Genomic DNA, 19,984 nt, shown 5'->3' on the forward strand with positions numbered 1-19,984 from the left:
TTTTTTGTCGTGTACAGAGATCTTTACCTAACAACAACTCATCCACGCATACCAAATGACAAGGAAGCAATTTGCATTATTCTTTATGGCATGGGGGTGGTTAAAGCCCACAGTAATGACTTTTTAGCTGACGATATATTTGCGAGTTTAAGTCATAACATAGAAATTAGTGAAGCACTTGATATAGCAACTGCTATTAGCCAGACAAGACAACCATTTGATCGGCATGAATTAGCTTATGGCGGTTTAATTAAAAGCAAGTTTGATTGGCAAACACTAGATGGCTCCTACCACTCCATATCTCACTACCCTAGCTCTAGAATTTATGGCCACTATGGACTTTCATCACTCCTTTCATTCGCCTTCAAGACTCAACCTAAATTAGTACTCCAATGGTTGGAGAACAAGCCAGAGAATACAAACGCTGTGATGCCCATAGAGCTTATAACCCAAACTCTGGCATTTAAACAAGAGTTGCCGCTAATTTGCTTATTACTGGAAAGCAGGAATAGCTATCTTCAACTTTTGGGGGCAGCAGGTTTAATCTACAAGCTTCAGGAAAATGATTTATGTACTGATAAAGCTTTTAGTATTCTAAATGAATCACTAATTGATAAAGCTGATATTGCTTGGATAATAGCTCGATATTACAAAGAACTTACCCATAGCTCGCATCGTTTATCATCGCGCATTGAAGCCGAAGCCAAACGTTTAGCTAATATTTCACTCTACCCTGAAACTTCATGGGGAGGTGAGGAGTACGCTGCCCAAGAAAAAAAGCGTTTAGAAGAGTCGCTAACCAATAGCAAGGATAGTCTTAAAGCTAACACTGAAAAAGCAGACAAGTTTATCAATGCTTGGAGCGAGTCAATTTCTTCCACTGCGATTAATGATAAGCAATTTCAATTTCTAGTACAGAACCTAGTAAACTCAGGAGAGCATTGTCACAAACTAGCCAATGGTCTTCCCAGAAGTAATACACTTCGAACTAAGCTGCTTCAAGAAAATATTACTGCCGTAAAAAAACTGATGGGTAGTGATGATATCAACTTATTTTCAGACCATACTGAAACGATGAAATGGGGTGTAATGTCATTCATTGCATTAAATGATAACAAAGACTTAGGCAAAAAAATTGGTCAGTTTGTCAGTCCTTATGATAAGAAGTTGAGTACACAGGTTGCTGCCCCCTATCTCCATGTTTTATCATCAACTGAGTGGCGAGATCATGTTGCTCAATTAGCTTTCACAAACTTATTTCCACTATTGTCTATCGACTACTCAGACAAAGATCGACATGATTTATCTCTGCTAGCGAATTACAGCATTGATGGAGTTAGGGGTGTTTTATTACTAGCACAAAATAATTGGGCAGCTCCCCATGACACTAGAAACTTACTTGATACCCTTCTAGGGCAGCTGATATGGCTCTCTTGGAGTTTTAGCGAGAAATTAAAACTTAAGGACTTCAGAACCGAGTGGCTTAAAAACCCTCACCTTCCTTGTCATGTAAAAGCACTTACTATATGGAGTTCGGCAAGACATGTTTTAAAAAATACTAACCATGCCACCTCTCTGTTGCAAGAGTTAGCAGAGATACCATTAAATGACTCATTGGAAACACAGCAGCTCAACAGGATCTTGACTGTTATTGATGTAGGTATTGCTAGTGCCTTCAAAGAAAATGAATTAAGAGTTCTCCCTCTTTTGCATGATTTTTGGCAAAAAATTACAGTCACATGGGGGAATAAGCTGCCAGTATATCTACTGAAGGTAACTCACGACCTAGTCGAGTCCATTGAGAAAAAAGACACCAATCACGGCATCCTATCCGAAGATGGATTTAGAGAATCCTACAGCCTCGCTTACCTCAGAGAATATTCTGGTTGACTCTGCCTAGAATCGTAAATACAATTTTAAAAAAACGTATTTACGGGAAAACCATGAAATCACCTACCAACTTTAGACTAGAAGAAACGACGCTCTCACTATTGGCTCAACTAGCGAATCAACTACACACCACCCGAACAGATATCGTGGAGCAAGCAATTGCGAATTATGCAAAGTTAAAAATGGCGAAACATAATCGCCTGATGGCTCTAGCTGGCTCATATGATGAAGAAACAGCAGATAATATGCTGGATGACATCAAGCAGTCACGACGCAACAAAGACCGGGACTTTGCAGAATGAGTTATGTAATTGATACAGATATATTAATCTACTTTCTCAAGAACAATTCAAATGTTGTCGAGCAGTTTTCAAAACACTCATTATCTGTATTAGCGACAACTCGCATCAATGCTACAGAGTTGCTTTTCGGTGCTCACAACTCGAACAATCCGCAACGAAGTCTAATGGTTCATCGGAGTTTATTAGCCGAACTAGACATTTATGAATTTGGTGAAAGCGCCTCAGAGATTTACGCGTCTGAAAAGGCATGGCTGCGGCAACAAGGCAATATGATGGATGATATGGACTTATTGATTGCCAGCATTTGCTTGGCGGAATCAAAAACGCTGGTTACAAATAACACAAAGCACTTTCAGCGGGTTCGTGGTCTAAACTTGGAAAATTGGGCACAAGTTGCAAAATGAATAAATTATCGAAAGCCGGAGTTATGCCTCGTGATCAATTCCAAAAGCGTATCCTTGACATTGCAGCTGGACGAATCACATTAGATAAGAATGACCCTAAAACCTGGTTCAGCTCTGAGCAGTCACTAAGAAAATCGCGAAGGCGAGGCAAAAATGAGTTCAACTTTGATAAATAACCTGTAGAGACAAGCTCAAGCCCAAGCTTTCCAACACAACCTCTGCCGCTAAATCACTGTAAACATGCAACAACCATTCGTCCTGTCCAACTCGGTGGAAATGCTCAACCAGTATCGCAGAAGGGTCAACCAGCAAATAATCTTGTAGTCCCGCAATCGAACGATAATGCGCGAACTTCCCACCCCGATCATAATCCCGAGTACTCGGAGAAAGCACCTCAATAATCAGGATTGGATTCAGCAATGTCGTGTCATTATCCCCTAGCTGAGGATCACCACAATAAACCGAAATATCGGGGTATGTGTCTAGGCCAGAAGGTGTGTGTACACGCATATCACTATTCATAGGTTGACAAGGCTTACCTTTCAACGCCTGTCGTAACTCTCCATACACATCGCCAGCCACTTGAGCATGTTTGAAAGTGCCTCCCGCCATAGCAAATATCTGGCCTTCAAAAAACTCCAGTTTAGTTTCGCTCTGGGCATCTTGTATCAGATAGTCATCGCGACTCGTTTCAACATTTGGCTGGGGCATGTTAACCGCCTTCTAGTAGAATACTTTTAATGATTATGCCTATATTGCCATAAATGCTACCCCATGATTTAAAACATTTTTACGCGCATAAAAATGTAGTTTTTCACACTTTATTGCGCATAAAAGTGTGGGAGGTATAATAAAACCAATCATATGCTGCAAGCCCATACCCATGAAGCGACTATTACTCGACAAGCTTTTACTCTGGAAAGACAAACCAACTCGCAAACCCATGCTTATCGATGGCGCCCGACAAACTGGCAAAACCTACCTGCTAACAGAGCTGCTAGGCAGCGAGTTCGAGAATGTACTGCGTCTGGATTTCCTCGAAAACCCAGAGCTTGCCGATGCGTTTGAGGGCTCACTAAGCCCGGCTGATGTACTCTCAAACATTGAGTTACTCACCGGTCAGGTTTTTAATGCAGAATCAGATCTGCTAATCCTCGACGAGATTGGCGAATGCCCAAGAGCGGTCACCGCCCTAAAGTACTTCGCCGAGAAGTCTCCACATATGTTTGTCGCGGCCAGCGGATCAAATATTAGGCTATTAAACGCCTTCCCTGTTGGCAAAGTTGAGCAACATAATTTAAGGCCCCTCACCTTCCACGAATTCTTATGGGCATCTGAAGAACCTGCGTTAATAAAAGCGTTTGAAGGTCAAGTCAACTCAGCTGCAGCGCATACCAAACTATTTGATAAGCTCACCGATTACTACTTCACTGGCGGAATGCCAGAGGCCGTTTCTAGTTGGTTTGATGATTCTCAGGATAGTATTTTAGATCGCGTTGCAACTGTTACTGAAGTGCAAGCGAATTTGGTCGAAGGCTATAAACGCGATTTTGGTAAATACTCCGGAAAGTTAGATGCTCAGCTCATTGAGTCTATATTTAATAACATACCTTCTCAGCTATCATCGGTTTTTGATGATTCAGTGAAGCGCTTTAAATTCAAAGGTGTATTTGAACGAAGGTCTCGTTATGCAGATTTTGAAAGCGCTATTTCATGGCTTCATCGCTGTCGTCTGGTTCTGAAGAATTACCCTGTCGAAGGTACACCAAGATCACCATTAGCCGCTTATCAAAAAGACAGTCGAGTGAAGTTATTCTTATTCGATGTCGGTTTGCTAAATCACATGCTTGGAACAGGCTATAAGGAAACCAAACAGCAAGCCTATGAATATAAAGGCTATATCGCAGAGAACTTTGTGCAGCAAGAGTTCGCATCAATGGGCATCGAACCCAGTTTTTCATGGGGTGATGCACGCGCTGAAATCGAATTTATTATTGCGAATAATGAAGGCTTCATTGTGCCAGTAGAGGTCAAAAGTGGGAACCGTACTCGCGCCAAGTCTTTGCGGTCTTATATGACAAAGTGCTCGCCTCACAAAACCATCAAACTTACCGGGACTCGTGGCTCATCTGCCTTGGAAAAGGAGCATATCGTTTTACCACTTTACTATGCTGAATATGTACCAAAGCTAATAGATCAAATATAGCACCTACGGCGCCAGCCAGTTCTTTCGATGAAGGCCCTGCAGGTGGTGTGTTAAACTGTACCCCAACAACCTAACAGCGGATTGCCCACATGCTATCTCCCAAGCAATTGGATCAGTTTAAAGTCGACGGCTACACCACCATTCCAAACGCCTTATCCCCAGACCAACTCGCCCAGCTAAAAACCCGCGCCAGCGAGATCGTCGCAGACTGGAAAGACGATAGCCAAAACCCTATTTTCACCACCAAAGACAACGACCGCACCGGCGACAGTTATTTCCTAAACTCCGCTGAAAAAGTCTGCTGCTTTTACGAGGAGGAAGCCTTTGATAGCGATGGCAATCTGGTACAAGCGCGCGAGGAGAGTATTAACAAAATTGGCCATGCCCTGCACGAGTTAGATCCAGTATTTTCTGAGGTCAGCCGCTCACAGTTGTTTGGTGAAATCGCCAAAGATCTTGGCATCGCGCAGCCTGAAATCCGCCAATCCATGTACATCTTCAAACAACCTCGTATAGGCGGAGAAGTGAAATGGCATCAGGATGCGACCTTCTTTTATACCGAACCATTAAGCGTGGTGACGTACTGGTTTGCGATCGAGGATGCAACTCTGGAAAATGGTTGCCTTTGGGTAGAGCCAGCTGGCCATGCTGGCCCGCTTCGTGAACGATTCAAGCGTGCGAGTGATATCATCACAATGGAAACACTGGATGAAACACCGTGGCCTGACAGCAATAGTGGCATCCCGCTTGAAGTAGCTGCTGGCACTTTAGTGTGTTTTCAGGGAAAGCTACCACATTACAGCGCGCCTAATCGTTCAGATAAATCACGTCAGGCATTCACACTGCATGTCACCGATGGTAAAACTGACTATGCTCAGTCCAATTGGCTTCAAAGCAATGAGTTACCACTACGCGGGTTTAATAAAGCTAGTTATACAATTATGTAACGACAAAACGATGAATTTATCGGTAGAATTCAGCGCCTTCTACCCGTAAATCCGGAGCAGGATAATGAGCAAAAAGAATCAAAATATCGTGATACTAACCGGTGCTGGCATCTCAGCAGAATCGGGTATTCAGACATTCCGCGCCAGTGACGGCCTATGGCACGATCACCGGATTGAAGATGTCGCGACACCGGAGGGTTTTGCAGCCAACCCAAGCTTAGTACACAACTTTTATAACGAACGACGTAAACAGCTGCATGATCCATCCGTTCAACCAAACCCTGCACATCACGCCTTAGCCAGACTAGAGCGTGAGCACGATGGCAATGTGTTACTGGTAACGCAAAATGTCGATAACCTGCACGAGCGTGCTGGCAGTAAAAACCTCATCCACATGCACGGCGAGCTGAATAAAGTACGCTGTGAAAACAGCGATAATGCCTTCACGTGGCTAGACAACCTCGGCACTGACACGGTGTGCGAATGTTGTGGCGTATCCGGCAACTTACGGCCACACATCGTGTGGTTCGGTGAAATGCCCTTCGCTATGGACGAAATTCAGCACACGCTGGATCAATGCGACTTATTCATTTCAATCGGTACTTCTGGACAGGTTTATCCTGCCGCAGGCTTTGCACAACATGCCAAAATCCAAGGTGCAAAAACGGTCGAACTAAACCTTGATCCAACCATGGCCAACGACACATTTAACGAATCAATACATGGCCCGGCCAGTGTCGTGGTGCCGGAATTTGTTGAGCGGATTCTAAGCGGTGAGCACTAAACAAAAATTGATTTTTTTTATTACCGATAATTCATATAACACCTGAGCATGCTAATGCTAAGATTTGATCGTACTTAGTATCCCTTCAATAACAACAGATCCGAGGTCGATATGATCATTTCAAAGAAAACCGCATTTGTTTCAACAGCAACATTTTGTGTCGCGATTGCTGCCAGCACTATTGCATTTGCAGCAAGTCACAGCGATGGCAAAGCACAAGAGGACGCCGCTGAATACCGTCAAAGCACTTTTAAAATGGTAGGTCAGCATATGGGTGTAATGGCCGCCATGATGAAAGGCAAAGTGGACTTTAGTGTCGAGTCATTTGCTAAAAATGCAGAAGCAGTTGCAATGTTAAGCCAACTTGCACCTAATGGCTTTGAAGTGGAAGGTCTGTCTGACGACACTGATGCTAAAGAAGAAATCTGGAAGGATAAAGACGCGTTCAACGAGAAAATGAGTGACTTCCAAACAACTGCTGCAGCTCTTGCTGAAGCAACTAAGTCGGGTGAAGAAGGAAAGATCAAAGCAGCATTCGGCCCATTCGCTAAGACATGCAAAGGTTGTCACACTGACTACCGTGAGAAATAATCAAACGCTATAATGTTTGAACGAAGCTCACCTTCACGGGTGGGCTTTTTTTAATTGAGGGGAAACAGAAATGACAACTGCAGTAATTTGGTTTCGGCAAGATTTACGTTTAAGTGATAACCCAGCCCTGCTTGCTGCCAGTGATGACTACGACCATCTGATTCCTGTCTATATTGATGATACAACCGCAAAATCCCAACTTGGTGAAGCCAGCCGCGCATGGCTACATCACAGTCTAAGCCAGCTTAACCAGCAACTATCCGCTCACGACAGCGCATTACTTCTATTTCAAGGTGATCCTGCGAGCATTATTAACGAACTATGCAATAAACTAGAGGTGGATGCGGTCTTATGGAACCGTTGCTACGACCCCGAATCAATCGCGCGTGACAGCCAACTTAAAACCTCTCTCAAGTCAGACGGTATCTACGCAAATAGCTACAACGCATCCCTGCTGTATGAGCCTTGGCAAGTGCTTAAAAAAGATGGCACACCCTATCGCGTGTTCACACCATATTGGAAAGAGGTTTGTCGTATCGGTTTAGTACTGCCGCCCTCACCGGCTCCTGAATCTATTCCTGCTTTACCCGACACCTCAGCTATAGCGCACCTTTCATTGGATGATTTGTCACTGCTTGCAGATAAACCATGGCCCTCTAAGATGTTGTCACACTGGCAAGTTGGCGAGCTATTGGCACAACAATCACTGAATGAATACCTTGATCATTCAGGACCGGAAGATTACCAAAAAACACGTGATTTTCCCGGTACTGCAGGCACTTCACGCATGTCACCCCACCTGCATTTCGGTGAAATTAGCCCGAAGCAAATCGTTTGGCAGACTCTGTCAGAACGACCACTAACCGAAATCGACAACGGCACAATCACCTTTGTCAAAGAAGTGGTGTGGCGTGAATTTGCTTATTACATTATGTATCACTTTCCTGAAACGCAAACTCAGGCAATGTACCCACAGTTCAGAGATTTTCCCTGGCGCACTGACGTGGCCGAGCCTCTTAAACGCTGGCAAAAAGGACAAACCGGCTTCCCGATTATTGACGCGGGGATGCGTGAGTTATGGGCAACAGGCTGGATGCATAACCGTGTGCGGATGATTGTCGCCTCTTTTTTAACCAAGAATTTATTAATCAATTGGCAAGATGGTGAGGCATGGTTTCGCGATACTTTAGTCGATGCAGACTTGGCCAGTAACATAATGGGCTGGCAATGGGCATCGGGTTGTGGCGCTGACGCTGCGCCCTATTTCCGGGTATTTAACCCTCTCCTGCAGTCAGAGAAGTTTGATAAGCAAGGGGACTACATTAGACACTGGGTACCAGAGCTAGCGTCTCTGGATAATAAACTGATCCACAAGCCGTGGACAGCTCCGGAAGCAATCAAAGCAAAGCTAGACTACCCGGAACCGATGGTTGATTTATCAGCCAGTCGGCAAAGAGCCTTAGATGCTTATGCCAAAATCAAAAAGTCAGCGAGTGATGACTGATCAGGTCTAACCATGGCAAAGTGCTAAATGTCTGGCGATTGTTTTGACCAGACATTCAACAATGGGCACTGCAATATTAAATGACTCAGTGCTGACTTAGGCGGCCAACAAAGGTAAGCCAAAGTACAACGCCAGATAACACACCACCATCAACACGACGCCATAAACAGCAGGAACGATTTTGATCTCAGACTGCTTAGCCTCTGGAAATTCCGCATCGCCAGTAATCATGGGTTTGACCAGATTCTGTTTTTTATACACACGATAAAAGATGATCGCCAAAATATGCAGCACTACCAGTGGAATCAGTATTTCGGAGCTGGAATGATGCAGGCCTGTTAGCCAATCTGCCGTGTCTGAGTCCACCAGCTCATATAATGGCCCTTCAACCAGAATCTCATCTGTTGAAAATAATCCGGTTACACCCTGAAACAGCAAGACAGCTAGCATCGCGAAAACCATTAAACCACCTACAGGATTGTGCCCCACATGCCGGTCTGAATCTCGCTTAAACAAGGTTTTGGCGTAAGCAATAACTTTTGATGGCGAATAGAAAAAGTCACTAAAACGTGCAGTGCTGCTTCCAAAAAATCCCCACACAAGCCTGTAAAGCACTAGCGCAAGTACGATAATTCCAGCGGTTTGATGCCAATCAAAGAGGTTACCCGTTTTACCGCTAAACACCAAAAAGGCAATACACAGCACTAACAACCAATGGAACAGTCGAGTCGGCAAATCCCAAATCTTTATCTTCATTATGCGATACCTGCTTCACTAAAAGTATGAGCAGTGATTATGACATGACAGACTCAGAAAGGCCTTGCGTTTGTGCGTACTTCTGACGCCTTTGCTGTATTTGAGGGCTTAGTTTATTTAACAACTCAGTCAACTCATCCAGAATCAGAGGCTTACTCAGCCTGCTATTCATTCCACATAAAATACACTCAGTGAAATTGAATAACGACTCATGCCCTGTGAGCGCAATGATAGGGATATTGAAGTTGGCATGCTCACGCGGCAAGTTACGAATTGCTTTGGTTGCCTCAAAACCATTCATAACAGGCATCTGGCAGTCCATAAAAATTATGTCATAGCGTTTAACAGCAGCTTCTTCAGCAACTTCCTGACCATTTGAAGCAACCGTCACAGTATGACCTAGATTCTTAAGTATCTGAGACCCGACGATTTGATTGACACGATTATCGTCAGCGAGAATACATTTCATTATTACTTCCTACCGGAGGGGCTGTTGTATGCTTGCGCATACGTCAGAGGGCTAGTCCGGGGTAGATTATTATGGCTTACAATAAGAGGGGGATCTTATGTAAAGCGCTTATTTTTTATATCTACCAATAATAATGATTTTAGGTGGCTACGCCAGCTGTTTCAGACTAGCTGACAGTGCGTTAAAGACATCTTCCGACTCTTTTAAGCGTTTGATATTTTGAAATAATGTCGCGGCTTCCGGGTAGGCCCTCTGCAAAAACACCAACCACTGCTTTGAACGATTACTGACAAACTTAGGGTGCTGACTCTCCGAACGCTCCAGATAGTGAATGAGTATCTCCAGCACTTCTGGCCAACTACGCCAGACAAAACGGCTGTCCGCATTATTATCTGCTTTGATGGCAGCCGCTAAATCAGGACGTGTCAGCGCGCTACGGCCTAACATGATATCGCTACAACCACTTTCTGCGCGTGCTCGATGTGCGTCTGCTACGGTCCAGATCTCGCCATTGATAATCACAGGAATGCTGCTTTGCTCTGAAACCTGTTTGACAGCAGACCAATAAGCGGGTGGTTTGTACCCATCTTCTTTAGTTCTGGCGTGAATGCACACTTCACTTGCCCCAGCCTCTTCAATATTACCAGCGACTTCTGCCAGAAAATCATGATGACTGAAACCCAGACGTATTTTAGCCGTCACCGGAATGGCTGGATCTACCGAGTCACGTACTGACTTGACTATGTCGCCAATGCGGTGCGGTTCTTTTAGTAAAACCGACCCACCATCACTCTTATTGACCGTTTTAGAGGGGCAACCAAAGTTAATATCGATACCGGGTGGTTCAAGTTTCTGGGCCCGCGCTGCATTAATACCCATGTATTTTGCGCTGCCGCCTAGTAACTGGAGGTACACAGGCACTCCGGATGGCGTTGTTCCTCCCTGCTCAAGTTCGGGATTAAATCTCAGGAAGACACGATTAGGAAGTAGCTGGTCAGTGACTCGGACGAACTCGGTCACACAGCGATCATAACCACCAATCTGGGTGAGTAAAGCGCGCATCTCATAATCGACGACGCCCTCCATGGGAGCGAGTAATATTCGCATAGTGCTGCAGACAACGATAAAGGGTGCGCATTGTAACAGTGATTGTCAGAGAATACACAAGCCATCAGTTAGTTCAGGTCGCAACTTTAAGTCATGAACAAATATTACAAATCCGTCATCAAGAAATACACAATATCCGCTTTATTAACGCTAAAAGTCGTTAAAATAAATCTGTTAAAACGGGCAAAACAATTCATTCAGAGGAGTAAAGCATTATGTGTAATTTAGATGGTTGCGGTAATCAACAGGACTTACCTGAAATCAAGATAGATCCGGAACAACGTCGCTTATTTATGAAGGGCATGGCAACACTACCACTGGCCTCAGTTCTGGCGTTTCCTGAGCTGGCAAGTGCAGCAGCAGGTGGCTTACAGGATGTCACGATTAAAACAGCGAGCGGTAATAGTGTAACAGCATCTGTTGCGATGCCTAAAACTGATGAAAAAGCACCGACCATTATACTGATTCATGAGTGGTGGGGACTGAATGACCAAATCAAAGCCGTTGCTGCTGAGTTTGCCAAGTTGGGTTATATCGCCGTTGCGGTTGATATGTACGGCGGTGAAGTTGCGACCGACGCACCGGGCGCGATGAGCCTGATGAAAACGGTCACACCAGAATCCGGCACTGAGATATTGAGTGCCTGGGTCGATTGGCTAAAGAACCATGATGACAGTAATGGAAAAGTCGCCACACTTGGCTGGTGCTTTGGTGGAGGCTGGTCTCTGAATGCTTCACTGGCAACATCAGTTGATGCAACGGTTATTTATTATGGCCGTGTGAATAAAACACCGGAGCAGCTAGCGACATTGAATAGTCCTGTACTGGGACACTTCGGTACTTTGGATAAGAGCATAAACAAAGAGATGGTTAATGGATTCCTTGAGTCTGCTAAAACAGCCGGTAAAGATGAGCAGATCCTGACGTATTGGTATAACGCAGATCATGCGTTTGCAAATCCAACCGGTTCTCGTTATGACGCGGATGATGCGTCGTTAGCCTGGGAGCGTACGCTGAAGTTCTTGAGTGCTCATCTAAGTTAATGTTCTTGATTTAGTGATGAGTTCAATGGTGAGTCCGGGTCTGCCCTGCTCACCATTTTATCGTCAGAATGAGCAATGATGATTAGCTCATTTATATTGATAAGCTCCAACCTGCAGCTTGTCCGCTCATGATTTGAAGGTTAGCTGATCTTTATTTTCTGAGTAACGCAAACAGTAATATTCCCAAACCAGATCCTCCTAGCATAAGGCTCAGAAAACCCAAATCTGTACCCTGATTCAAACCATTATTCACAACTCCAGCAATTAACAAAGCGGATCCCACGATACTACTTACTACTCGCTGATTAGAGCGCTGCACAGTTTGTTGTAGTTGCAAAGCGTGTTGATGATCCACTGATGACTTTTGACGATACTCCGAATGCATCTGGGTGATCAATTCATTCACAGTGACTGGCATTGCAGGAAGTTGTTCGACAAACTTAGGGAAGTTTTTCATCGCCCCGTTAACTAAAGAACGGAAACCAACCTGCTCATCCATCCAACGCTCTATAAAAGGTTTGGCCGTGACCCACAAATCCAGATCCGGATAAACATCCCGCCCCATCCCTTCGATGTTAAGCAAGGTTTTTTGTAGCAACACTAACTGAGGCTGTACTTCCATATCAAAACGCTGCGCTGTTTGAAACAACCTTAACAACAATTTGCCATAGGAAATATCTTTAAATGTCAGCTGGAAGATTGGCTCACAGACCGTGCGAATCGCAGCTTCAAATTCCACCACACTGGTTTCAGGCGGTACCCAACCTGATTCGATATGGACCTCAGCCACGCGTTTATAGTCACGGTTGAAAAAAGCATGCAGGTTTTCGGCAAGGTAGCGCTGGTCCAGCAAACTCAGGGAGCCAACAATCCCGAAATCAACCGAGATATAGCTCGGGTCTTTCGGATTGGTGATATCCACAAACACATTACCGGGATGCATGTCGGCATGGAAAAAGTTGTGCTTGAAGACTTGAGTAAAGAATATATCGACGCCGCGCTCCGCCAAAATTTTCATATCTGTGCCAGCTGCTTTTAATGCAGCAATATCACCACCAGTAATGCCGTATATACGCTCCATAACCATGACATTGGGACGACAGTGATCCCAGTAGATTTTGGGTATATAAAGGTCTGGTGAGTCTTCAAAATTCCGTCTGAGTTGGTTGGCATTGGCTGCTTCACGTTGCAGGTCAAGTTCATCAAAAATAGTCTTTTCATATTCAGCAACGACCTCAACAGGACGCAAGCGTTTTCCTGTATGACTCAAACGGCTCAGCAGTTTCGCCATCAGGTACATAAGATTGATATCTTGCTGTATGACGTTTTCAATCTCAGGCCGGACGACTTTAACAATCACCTCCTGACCATTATGCAAACTGGCCGAATAAACCTGTGCAATTGAGGCTGCCGCTAGTGGCTCCCGGTCAAAGCGCTTAAATACATCATCAACGGGCTGCTCTAAGCTTTCCTCGATAATGGCGATAGCCTGATCACTGGGGAATGGTGGTACTTTATCCTGCAGTTTCGCCAATTCATTGGCGTACTCTTCTGGCAGCATGTCGCGACGTGTTGATAGCACCTGACCAAATTTGACAAATACGGGACCCAAGTCTTCCAGTGCGGAACGTATGCCGATAGCAGGTTCCGGTATCTCACGCTTAGCCCACTTCCATGGCATGAGTTTGTAAACAAACCTGACCGAGTGCAGTGAAGGGACTGATAACAACAGCTCATCTAATCCATAGCGAATCATCACGCGAGCGATAAGCACCAAGCGTTTTGCCTGAGGAAATAACTTCATTGAGGCTGGCTTTCCTTATCCTGTCGGTGTTGGAGTGCATTAATTCTGGCTTCAAGACGATCAGCCGCCATTCGCAATTCATCCACATCATCAATGAACTCATCGAGCTCTGCTTCTGCTACCACAAGACGACTCTCTTCACTGAGATATTCCGAGGTATTAAGCTTCATGGACTCAGCGCTTTCTTTGACCCATTCATTACCTGATCGTACAAAATTGCCCACCTGATGTGCAGGGATATCACCGACCACCCGCGACAACATCTCTTCCCAGTCAATCGACGCTTCCGACAGGAATCGACTAAATGCTTGTGCGACCTGTAATTCACCTTTGATCTCAACGTCACTCTCAAGCATTGCGCTGGCACTGTCTTCGCTTTGATTGAGTCTTATCAAACTACCAATAGATCCGGAAATCGTTGCATCAGGCTCACCGCCATACTCACTCATTACCTGAATATCTTCCGCACCGGCCAGACAATATAAAGTCCAATCCAGATTCTTTATATGTAAGGCAATGATCTTTCCCTGCAATGACTGACTTCGGCTAAACGCTTCGCCGTCCAGTCGCAGGTAAGCATTTAACGACCGCTCCAGTAATGCTAATAAAAGCACCGGCAGTTTCATTAGAATTTGTATCCTGTATGTAGGGCTACGATACCACCCGTCATATTGTGATAGCTCACTTTCTCAAAGCCTGCTTCTTCTATCATACCCTTTAGTGTTTCCTGATCAGGATGCATGCGGATGGACTCAGCAAGATAGCGGTAGCTATCGGCATCATTCGCAACAATCTTGCCAACAACTGGTAACACTTTAAATGAGTAATGGTCATAAACCGTGTTCAGACCTGGTACGACCGGTTTGGAGAATTCCAGCACCATCAACTTACCGCCCGGCTTGATCGTACGGAAAATTGAGCGCAAGGCTTTATCTTTATCTGTCACATTTCTCAGACCAAATGCCATCGTAACCAAATCAAAACTATTGTCTTCAAAGGGTAATTCTTCGGCATTAGCCTCTACATATTCGATGTTACCGGCAATGCCCATATTGGTCAGCCGTTCACGTCCCTGCTCCAACATAGATGGATTAATATCCGACAGTACGACCTTCCCTTCAGGACCAACAATACGTGTAAATTTAGCGGCTAAATCACCAGTTCCACCTGCTAAATCAAGAACTTTGTCGCCTTTTTTTACACCCGCAGCGTTGATTGTGTACCTCTTCCACAAGCGGTGGACGCCCCCCGACATAAGGTCGTTCATAATGTCGTATTTATTAGCAACCGAGTGGAAAACTTCAGCAACTCTGGTAGCCTTATCTTCAACGGCAACATTTTCGTAGCCGAAGTGAGTGGTTTGATTTTTGTCTGACATATTGTTACCTGATAGTCACTGGGACCATTCAAAAGTGAAAAATGCAAAGGCGGGTTGTTTATGCACCAACCGTACGCAAAGCAAAACCGCATTGTAGCAACCAACGTCACTGTTTTGCCATTAGGCTTAGCAAACTTCAACAATAATCGTACGGAAACGTCACTATGAAGAAATTAAGTACATCTCTGATATTCACCCTAATGGCTGTGTTTGCAAATTCAGCTTATGCATGGCCAGAAGTCGACCACATGAATATGTGTGGTGCAGCCTCTAAAGTCATTCGCGACTATAAAGGCAATCCTCAAGCCTGGAACAATCGTGACATGTATACAGAGTCACGCAAAGCTACCTTATATTTTCAGGCTAACTGTCCGGAAACCAAAGCTGGCAAGATCGAAAAGGCCGTTGTAAAGCGCGTAGCATCCAATGTCTATGTGCAGCCACAAGCACAAAATCAGCAGCCTCGGCCTCAAGCTCGTCCGGCTAGCTGCAAGGATTGCTTTGATGCTGGCTACAAGAAAGGCTTTAAAGATGGTAAGTCTGTAGGTATTCATAATAACCCTGCGACTAGCAGCAGTGTTACTACTCCGCCAAGCTATCGTCAACCTCAACCACAGGTCGCACAAACGCAGGTGCACACAGCACGTCCACACGCGCATGTTCAGACAGCTAAACCTCAGCATTCACCTGTGATGATTCAACACGGTGACCATCAGCACCACAGTGCTGTTGAAAAGGCAGACTGCGAGCTTACAGATGCTCTAAATCGCCGTGCGGGCCCAGTGGTGACTGTTATTAAGCGTCGCCACCACCACTAATACATATTTCGGTTTGTGGTCAGGCGCTTCGCCTGACTGCAAATCAGTAGATGTTCGCCAGCAACCTTTCATATCTTCACTAACTCGCTACAACTCCTATTCAGATAGATCTTTTCAAATACTCCCTGTTTCCTGTTTGTGCCAGCGCGTCACTTGAATAACTTCAGTATCAACCGCCTTCACATAATTTTAGTTCAGTGACTACGCTTTATCGAATCTGAACGACGAAATCTTGTTATACTTAGCAATCAACGATAAGTTATTTCAGGTCAAAAGATTATGGGTCAAGACTCTAACAAAGTTACTCAGGGCGTCATGCTTCGTGGTGCAGAAAAAGTTGCACGTATTCCCGTGAAGGTTGTTCCGAGTACTGAAATCAAACGTAAGCCATCATGGATTCGTGCCAAGGCACCGACGACCAATGAAGTGAAACGTTTGAAAAGTATCTTACGTGATCAAAAGCTAAACACTGTATGCGAGGAAGCAGCTTGCCCTAACCTTGGTGAGTGTTTTACTAAAGGTACTGCGACCTTTATGATCATGGGCGCTATCTGTACACGCCGTTGTCCTTTCTGTGATGTAGCTCATGGTCGACCTAATCCATTAGATCCTGAAGAGCCAAAAAACATGGCTGAGACCATCAAGGCGATGGGACTCAAGTACGTTGTGATTACATCCGTTGACCGTGATGATTTACGTGACGGTGGCGCTGGCCACTTCGTTGAGTGTATTAAAGTCACGCGTGAAATGAATCCCGGGATTAATATTGAAATCTTAACGCCAGACTTCCGTGGACGCATGGATATTGCTCTGGAGATTATGAGTGATTCACCGCCAGACGTTTTCAATCACAATCTTGAAACGGTGCCACGCTTATATAAAAAAGCACGACCGGGTTCAGACTACCAATGGTCATTAGATCTGATTAAGCGCTTTAAAGGTATGTATCCAGACGTTCCGACTAAGTCCGGTATTATGTTGGGCTTGGGCGAAGAAGTGGATGAAGTCCATCAGGTGATGCAGGATTTACTGGATCACGGCTGCAACATGCTCACACTTGGTCAATACCTCCAGCCTAGTTTGGATCATTTGGCGGTTGAGCGATTTGTGACACCTGAAGAATTTAAAGAGCTGGAAATAAAAGGCTATGAAATGGGCTTTACGCACGTTGCCAGTGGCCCGATGGTGCGTTCTTCATACCATGCAGACCTTCAGGCAGACGGACTAGTTAGTTCGCTGTAACAACTCGCTATCTAATTGAGATAAGCGCTCAGGTGTTCCGATGTCCTGCCATTCTCCAGTATGGTATTCGCCGGAAACCTGTCCTGAATACATAGCTCTTCTTAAAATTGGCGCCAGCGGTTGGGCGCCTTTTTTTATTCCTTCAAATAACGCGGGATGGAGATAGGACAATCCACTAAAAGTAAGTTTTCCCTCCCCCTCGGAATGGACACGTGAAGCACTATCCAAACGAAAATCACCTTTGAGATTATGAGCTGGATTATCCACCAACACTAAATGTGCAAGGTCTTGTAAAGCAATAGGTGAGACGGAACTGAACTCATAGTCACACCATATATCCCCGTTTACCACCAAAAACGGCTCATCGCCCAACAATGGCAGTGCTTTAAATATACCGCCGCCAGTCTCTAAAGCAGTCTCATCACGTTCATCTGAATACCGGATAGATAAGCCAAATTGCTCACCATCCCCTAAAGCTTCAGGAATCATACCGCCCAACCACGCAATATTGATGACAATATCCGTAAAGCCACACTGCTTTAGTTTTTCCAAATGCCATACAATTAACGGCTTCCCCCCGACTGACAACAAAGGCTTCGGCATATGATCCGTCAGTGGGCGCATTCGAGTGCCTAAACCTGCCGCTAAAATCATCGCTTTCATTGAGAGATCTCTACTGTACCGATAGATTTTGGAATATCGTATTTCTGGAAGATATCGACCAAGGGCTTCATTTCAGGATAATTGGCGGCAACATTCATGACATAACTGAGTGTAAGCGGTAAGTCATTTAAATAGTGCGCCTTGCCATCTCTGTGGTTTAAGCGAGCGAATATCCCTAAGACTTTGATATGGCGCTGCAACCCCATCCAATCAAACCATTGCTGAAACAGCTCATCATCAACTTCAGGGATAATACCCTGCTGTTGTGACAATACACGATATTCCGTCACCCATTGTCGAACTTGTTGTACAGGCCAGGCGATATAACAATCTCTCAGTAACGATACTAAGTCATAACAAACTGGGCCAAGTACCGCATCCTGATAATCGATCACACCGGGATTCTTAGATGTGGTGACCATTAAGTTTCGGGAATGATAATCACGGTGAACAAACACTTGTGGTTGATCCAAAGCCGTCTTTATTAAAAGCTCAAATACTGACTGTAGGTCACTTTGCTCTTGGTTTGATAAGGAGAGGCCCAAGTGTTTGGATAAAAACCACTCTGGCATCAAATTCATTTCCTGCTGGAGCAAGGCTTCATCATACACAGGAAGATTACTGGTGTCGGCAGTTTGTATCTGCAGCAAAGCCTTGAACGCATCCCCATAGAGAGCATCTGCTTGCTTGTCATTTAGGGCTGATAAATACGGTGTATCGCCTAAATCCCCAAGCAGAAGAAAACCTTGCTCAAGTGATTGCTGGTAAATTTTTGGTGCATTAACAGAGGCTTGAATGAGTCGCTCTGTGATATCAATAAAAGGCTCGAGAGTCTCTTTTTCAGGAGGGGCATCCATAGCGATCCAGCTATTAGAACCCTCTGTGACACGAAAATATCGGCGGAAGCTTGCATCAGCTGATGCTACCTGAAGATTAGCGTGGGGGCGTTCTGACTGAACCCAGTCAGTGAGTTGCTGTAAGCGTAGATCGGTAGGCATAATGACTCTTAATTTTAATTAGTCAGAGTATTATGCCCACCTGTTATACATAAAAAAAGCTTGTTAAAGCTCCATCTCTTTTAAAGCCGCACGGAAACGCTCACCAATACCCGGATGGCGCAGACCATATTCAACATTAGCCATCATATAGCTTAGCTTTGAACCACAGTCATGACTCTTACCAGTGATATTAAATGCATTAACAGGCTCTTGTTTCATCAGCATCGCTATGGCATCAGTCAACTGAATCTCATCGCCCGCACCAACAGGCGTATGCTTTAGTAGATCCCAGGTTTTTCCAGACAGCACGTAACGACCAACAACAGCCAAATTTGACGGTGCTTCATCAATGGGTGGCTTTTCAACGATTTTAACAATCGGTGCGCTCTTGCCAGCAGTTAATGTATGACCATTCACATCCGCAACGCCATAGCCAGATACAAGCTCCATTGGAACAGGTTCTACCATGATTTGACTGACACCTGTCTCGTTGAATAAGCTAATCATCTCAGCCAAGTTATCTTTATCAAGATCACTGTGATGCTCATCAATGATCACATCCGGCAGTACGACAACAAAAGGCTCTTTACCAATTAACGGCTCAGCACACAAAACAGCGTGACCAAGGCCTTTAGCAACACCTTGACGAACATGCATTATCGTAACATCTTCAGGGCAGATCGAGCGAACTTCATCAAGTAGCTGTCGTTTAACACGCTTTTCTAGTGTTGACTCCAACTCATAACTGGTATCGAAGTGGTTTTCAATGGCATTTTTACTAGAATGTGTTACCAGAACAATCTCTTTGATGCCCGCAGCAATACACTCATTAACAATGTATTGAATCATTGGTTTGTCGACAACAGGGAGCATTTCTTTAGGAATGGCCTTAGTAGCAGGTAGCATACGTGTACCCAGACCAGCGACGGGAATTACGGCTTTGCGAATTTTATTATTGCTCATTTTCACTCTCGTTCGTATTATTTGTGGGGGCTTATCTTATTATTGTTATAGTGTTGCCTTATGCATAGCCCAACTCATGAGACGTTGATACAATTATTACACACTCCTATCAACA

General features: G+C 44.7%; 21 protein-coding genes. 11 read left to right on the forward strand and 10 right to left on the reverse strand.

What is annotated here, in order from left to right:
- The 3 genes from DKW60_RS23680 to DKW60_RS11360 form a co-directional block, all read left to right on the forward strand.
- Nucleotides 1-1,890: hypothetical protein (locus DKW60_RS23680; RefSeq protein ID WP_181389670.1), on the forward strand; the 1,890-nt coding region annotated here is incomplete at its 5' end.
- Nucleotides 1,891-1,943: 53 nt separating this feature from the next.
- Complete coding sequence (locus DKW60_RS11355; RefSeq protein ID WP_109837776.1) at nucleotides 1,944-2,192, forward strand: ribbon-helix-helix protein, CopG family; 249 nt, start codon at nucleotides 1,944-1,946, stop codon at nucleotides 2,190-2,192.
- Nucleotides 2,189-2,596 (forward strand): PIN domain-containing protein, encoded by a 408-nt coding sequence (locus tag DKW60_RS11360; RefSeq protein ID WP_109837777.1) that lies wholly within the window; start codon nucleotides 2,189-2,191, stop codon nucleotides 2,594-2,596. Before DKW60_RS11355 ends, DKW60_RS11360 begins: the two co-directional genes overlap by 4 nt.
- A gap of 159 nt (nucleotides 2,597-2,755) precedes the next feature.
- Here DKW60_RS11360 and DKW60_RS11370 read toward each other — a convergent pair whose 3' ends face one another.
- Nucleotides 2,756-3,307: a Uma2 family endonuclease gene (locus tag DKW60_RS11370; RefSeq protein ID WP_109837779.1), complete on the reverse strand. Its 552-nt coding sequence runs from the start codon at nucleotides 3,305-3,307 to the stop codon at nucleotides 2,756-2,758.
- Between the two features lie 172 nt (nucleotides 3,308-3,479).
- Between DKW60_RS11370 and DKW60_RS11375 the strand changes: the two genes are divergently transcribed.
- From DKW60_RS11375 to DKW60_RS11395, 5 genes are all read left to right on the forward strand, one after another.
- The gene (locus DKW60_RS11375) at nucleotides 3,480-4,802 is read left to right on the forward strand and encodes an ATP-binding protein (protein WP_109837780.1); all 1,323 of its coding nucleotides are present in this window, start codon (nucleotides 3,480-3,482) and stop codon (nucleotides 4,800-4,802) included.
- Nucleotides 4,803-4,891: 89 nt separating this feature from the next.
- A complete protein-coding gene (locus DKW60_RS11380) occupies nucleotides 4,892-5,749 on the forward strand; it encodes a phytanoyl-CoA dioxygenase family protein (protein ID WP_109837781.1) in 858 nt (285 codons plus the stop codon).
- A 64-nt stretch (nucleotides 5,750-5,813) separates the two neighbouring features.
- Nucleotides 5,814-6,533: a Sir2 family NAD+-dependent deacetylase gene (gene cobB, locus DKW60_RS11385; RefSeq protein ID WP_109837782.1), complete on the forward strand. Its 720-nt coding sequence runs from the start codon at nucleotides 5,814-5,816 to the stop codon at nucleotides 6,531-6,533.
- A gap of 111 nt (nucleotides 6,534-6,644) precedes the next feature.
- Nucleotides 6,645-7,124: a c-type cytochrome gene (locus DKW60_RS11390; protein WP_109837783.1), complete on the forward strand. Its 480-nt coding sequence runs from the start codon at nucleotides 6,645-6,647 to the stop codon at nucleotides 7,122-7,124.
- Nucleotides 7,125-7,194: 70 nt separating this feature from the next.
- A complete protein-coding gene (locus tag DKW60_RS11395; RefSeq protein WP_109837784.1) occupies nucleotides 7,195-8,628 on the forward strand; it encodes a cryptochrome/photolyase family protein in 1,434 nt (477 codons plus the stop codon).
- A 96-nt stretch (nucleotides 8,629-8,724) separates the two neighbouring features.
- Here DKW60_RS11395 and DKW60_RS11400 read toward each other — a convergent pair whose 3' ends face one another.
- The 3 genes from DKW60_RS11400 to DKW60_RS11410 all read right to left on the reverse strand — a co-directional run bounded on the left by DKW60_RS11400 (nucleotide 8,725) and on the right by DKW60_RS11410 (nucleotide 10,960).
- The gene (locus DKW60_RS11400) at nucleotides 8,725-9,384 is read right to left on the reverse strand and encodes a cytochrome b/b6 domain-containing protein (RefSeq protein WP_109837785.1); all 660 of its coding nucleotides are present in this window, start codon (nucleotides 9,382-9,384) and stop codon (nucleotides 8,725-8,727) included.
- Nucleotides 9,385-9,421: 37 nt separating this feature from the next.
- Complete coding sequence (locus tag DKW60_RS11405; RefSeq protein ID WP_109837786.1) at nucleotides 9,422-9,853, reverse strand: response regulator; 432 nt, start codon at nucleotides 9,851-9,853, stop codon at nucleotides 9,422-9,424.
- A 147-nt stretch (nucleotides 9,854-10,000) separates the two neighbouring features.
- Nucleotides 10,001-10,960, reverse strand: coding sequence for a tRNA dihydrouridine synthase (locus DKW60_RS11410; RefSeq protein ID WP_109837787.1), 960 nt, complete (start codon nucleotides 10,958-10,960; stop codon nucleotides 10,001-10,003).
- 215 nt (nucleotides 10,961-11,175) lie between these two features.
- Between DKW60_RS11410 and DKW60_RS11415 the strand changes: the two genes are divergently transcribed.
- The gene (locus DKW60_RS11415; RefSeq protein ID WP_109837788.1) at nucleotides 11,176-12,003 is read left to right on the forward strand and encodes a dienelactone hydrolase family protein; all 828 of its coding nucleotides are present in this window, start codon (nucleotides 11,176-11,178) and stop codon (nucleotides 12,001-12,003) included.
- 151 nt (nucleotides 12,004-12,154) lie between these two features.
- Here the strand turns inward: DKW60_RS11415 and ubiB are convergent, their stop codons facing one another.
- The 3 genes from ubiB to ubiE are packed head-to-tail and all read right to left on the reverse strand — an operon-like array spanning nucleotide 12,155 to nucleotide 15,185.
- On the reverse strand, nucleotides 12,155-13,807 hold the full coding sequence (gene ubiB / locus DKW60_RS11420) for a ubiquinone biosynthesis regulatory protein kinase UbiB (protein ID WP_109837789.1): 1,653 nt from the start codon (nucleotides 13,805-13,807) through the stop codon (nucleotides 12,155-12,157).
- A complete protein-coding gene (locus DKW60_RS11425) occupies nucleotides 13,804-14,433 on the reverse strand; it encodes a ubiquinone biosynthesis accessory factor UbiJ (RefSeq protein ID WP_109837790.1) in 630 nt (209 codons plus the stop codon). The genes ubiB and DKW60_RS11425 overlap by 4 nt, the downstream gene beginning before the upstream one ends.
- A complete protein-coding gene (gene ubiE / locus DKW60_RS11430) occupies nucleotides 14,433-15,185 on the reverse strand; it encodes a bifunctional demethylmenaquinone methyltransferase/2-methoxy-6-polyprenyl-1,4-benzoquinol methylase UbiE (RefSeq protein WP_109837791.1) in 753 nt (250 codons plus the stop codon). Before ubiE ends, DKW60_RS11425 begins: the two co-directional genes overlap by 1 nt.
- A 164-nt stretch (nucleotides 15,186-15,349) precedes the next feature.
- On the opposite strand from ubiE, the gene DKW60_RS11435 reads away from it, so the two are divergent.
- Together DKW60_RS11435 and lipA are read left to right on the forward strand one after the other, a co-directional pair.
- Entirely contained in the window at nucleotides 15,350-16,003 is a 654-nt protein-coding gene (locus DKW60_RS11435; RefSeq protein WP_109837792.1) for a hypothetical protein, read from the forward strand.
- Between the two features lie 279 nt (nucleotides 16,004-16,282).
- Nucleotides 16,283-17,245 (forward strand): lipoyl synthase, encoded by a 963-nt coding sequence (gene lipA / locus DKW60_RS11440; RefSeq protein WP_109837793.1) that lies wholly within the window; start codon nucleotides 16,283-16,285, stop codon nucleotides 17,243-17,245.
- Here the strand turns inward: lipA and murU are convergent.
- The 3 genes from murU to galU all read right to left on the reverse strand — a co-directional run bounded on the left by murU (nucleotide 17,228) and on the right by galU (nucleotide 19,869).
- Entirely contained in the window at nucleotides 17,228-17,908 is a 681-nt protein-coding gene (murU, locus tag DKW60_RS11445) for an N-acetylmuramate alpha-1-phosphate uridylyltransferase MurU (protein WP_109837794.1), read from the reverse strand. The genes lipA and murU overlap by 18 nt on opposite strands.
- Entirely contained in the window at nucleotides 17,905-18,906 is a 1,002-nt protein-coding gene (locus DKW60_RS11450) for an aminoglycoside phosphotransferase family protein (protein WP_109837795.1), read from the reverse strand. The genes murU and DKW60_RS11450 overlap by 4 nt, the downstream gene beginning before the upstream one ends.
- Before the next feature lie 63 nt (nucleotides 18,907-18,969).
- Entirely contained in the window at nucleotides 18,970-19,869 is a 900-nt protein-coding gene (gene galU / locus DKW60_RS11455; RefSeq protein WP_109837796.1) for a UTP--glucose-1-phosphate uridylyltransferase GalU, read from the reverse strand.
- Nucleotides 19,870-19,984: the final 115 nt, after the last annotated feature.

This window comes from Leucothrix pacifica (assembly GCF_003172875.1).
GTDB lineage: Bacteria > Pseudomonadota > Gammaproteobacteria > Thiotrichales > Thiotrichaceae > Leucothrix > Leucothrix pacifica.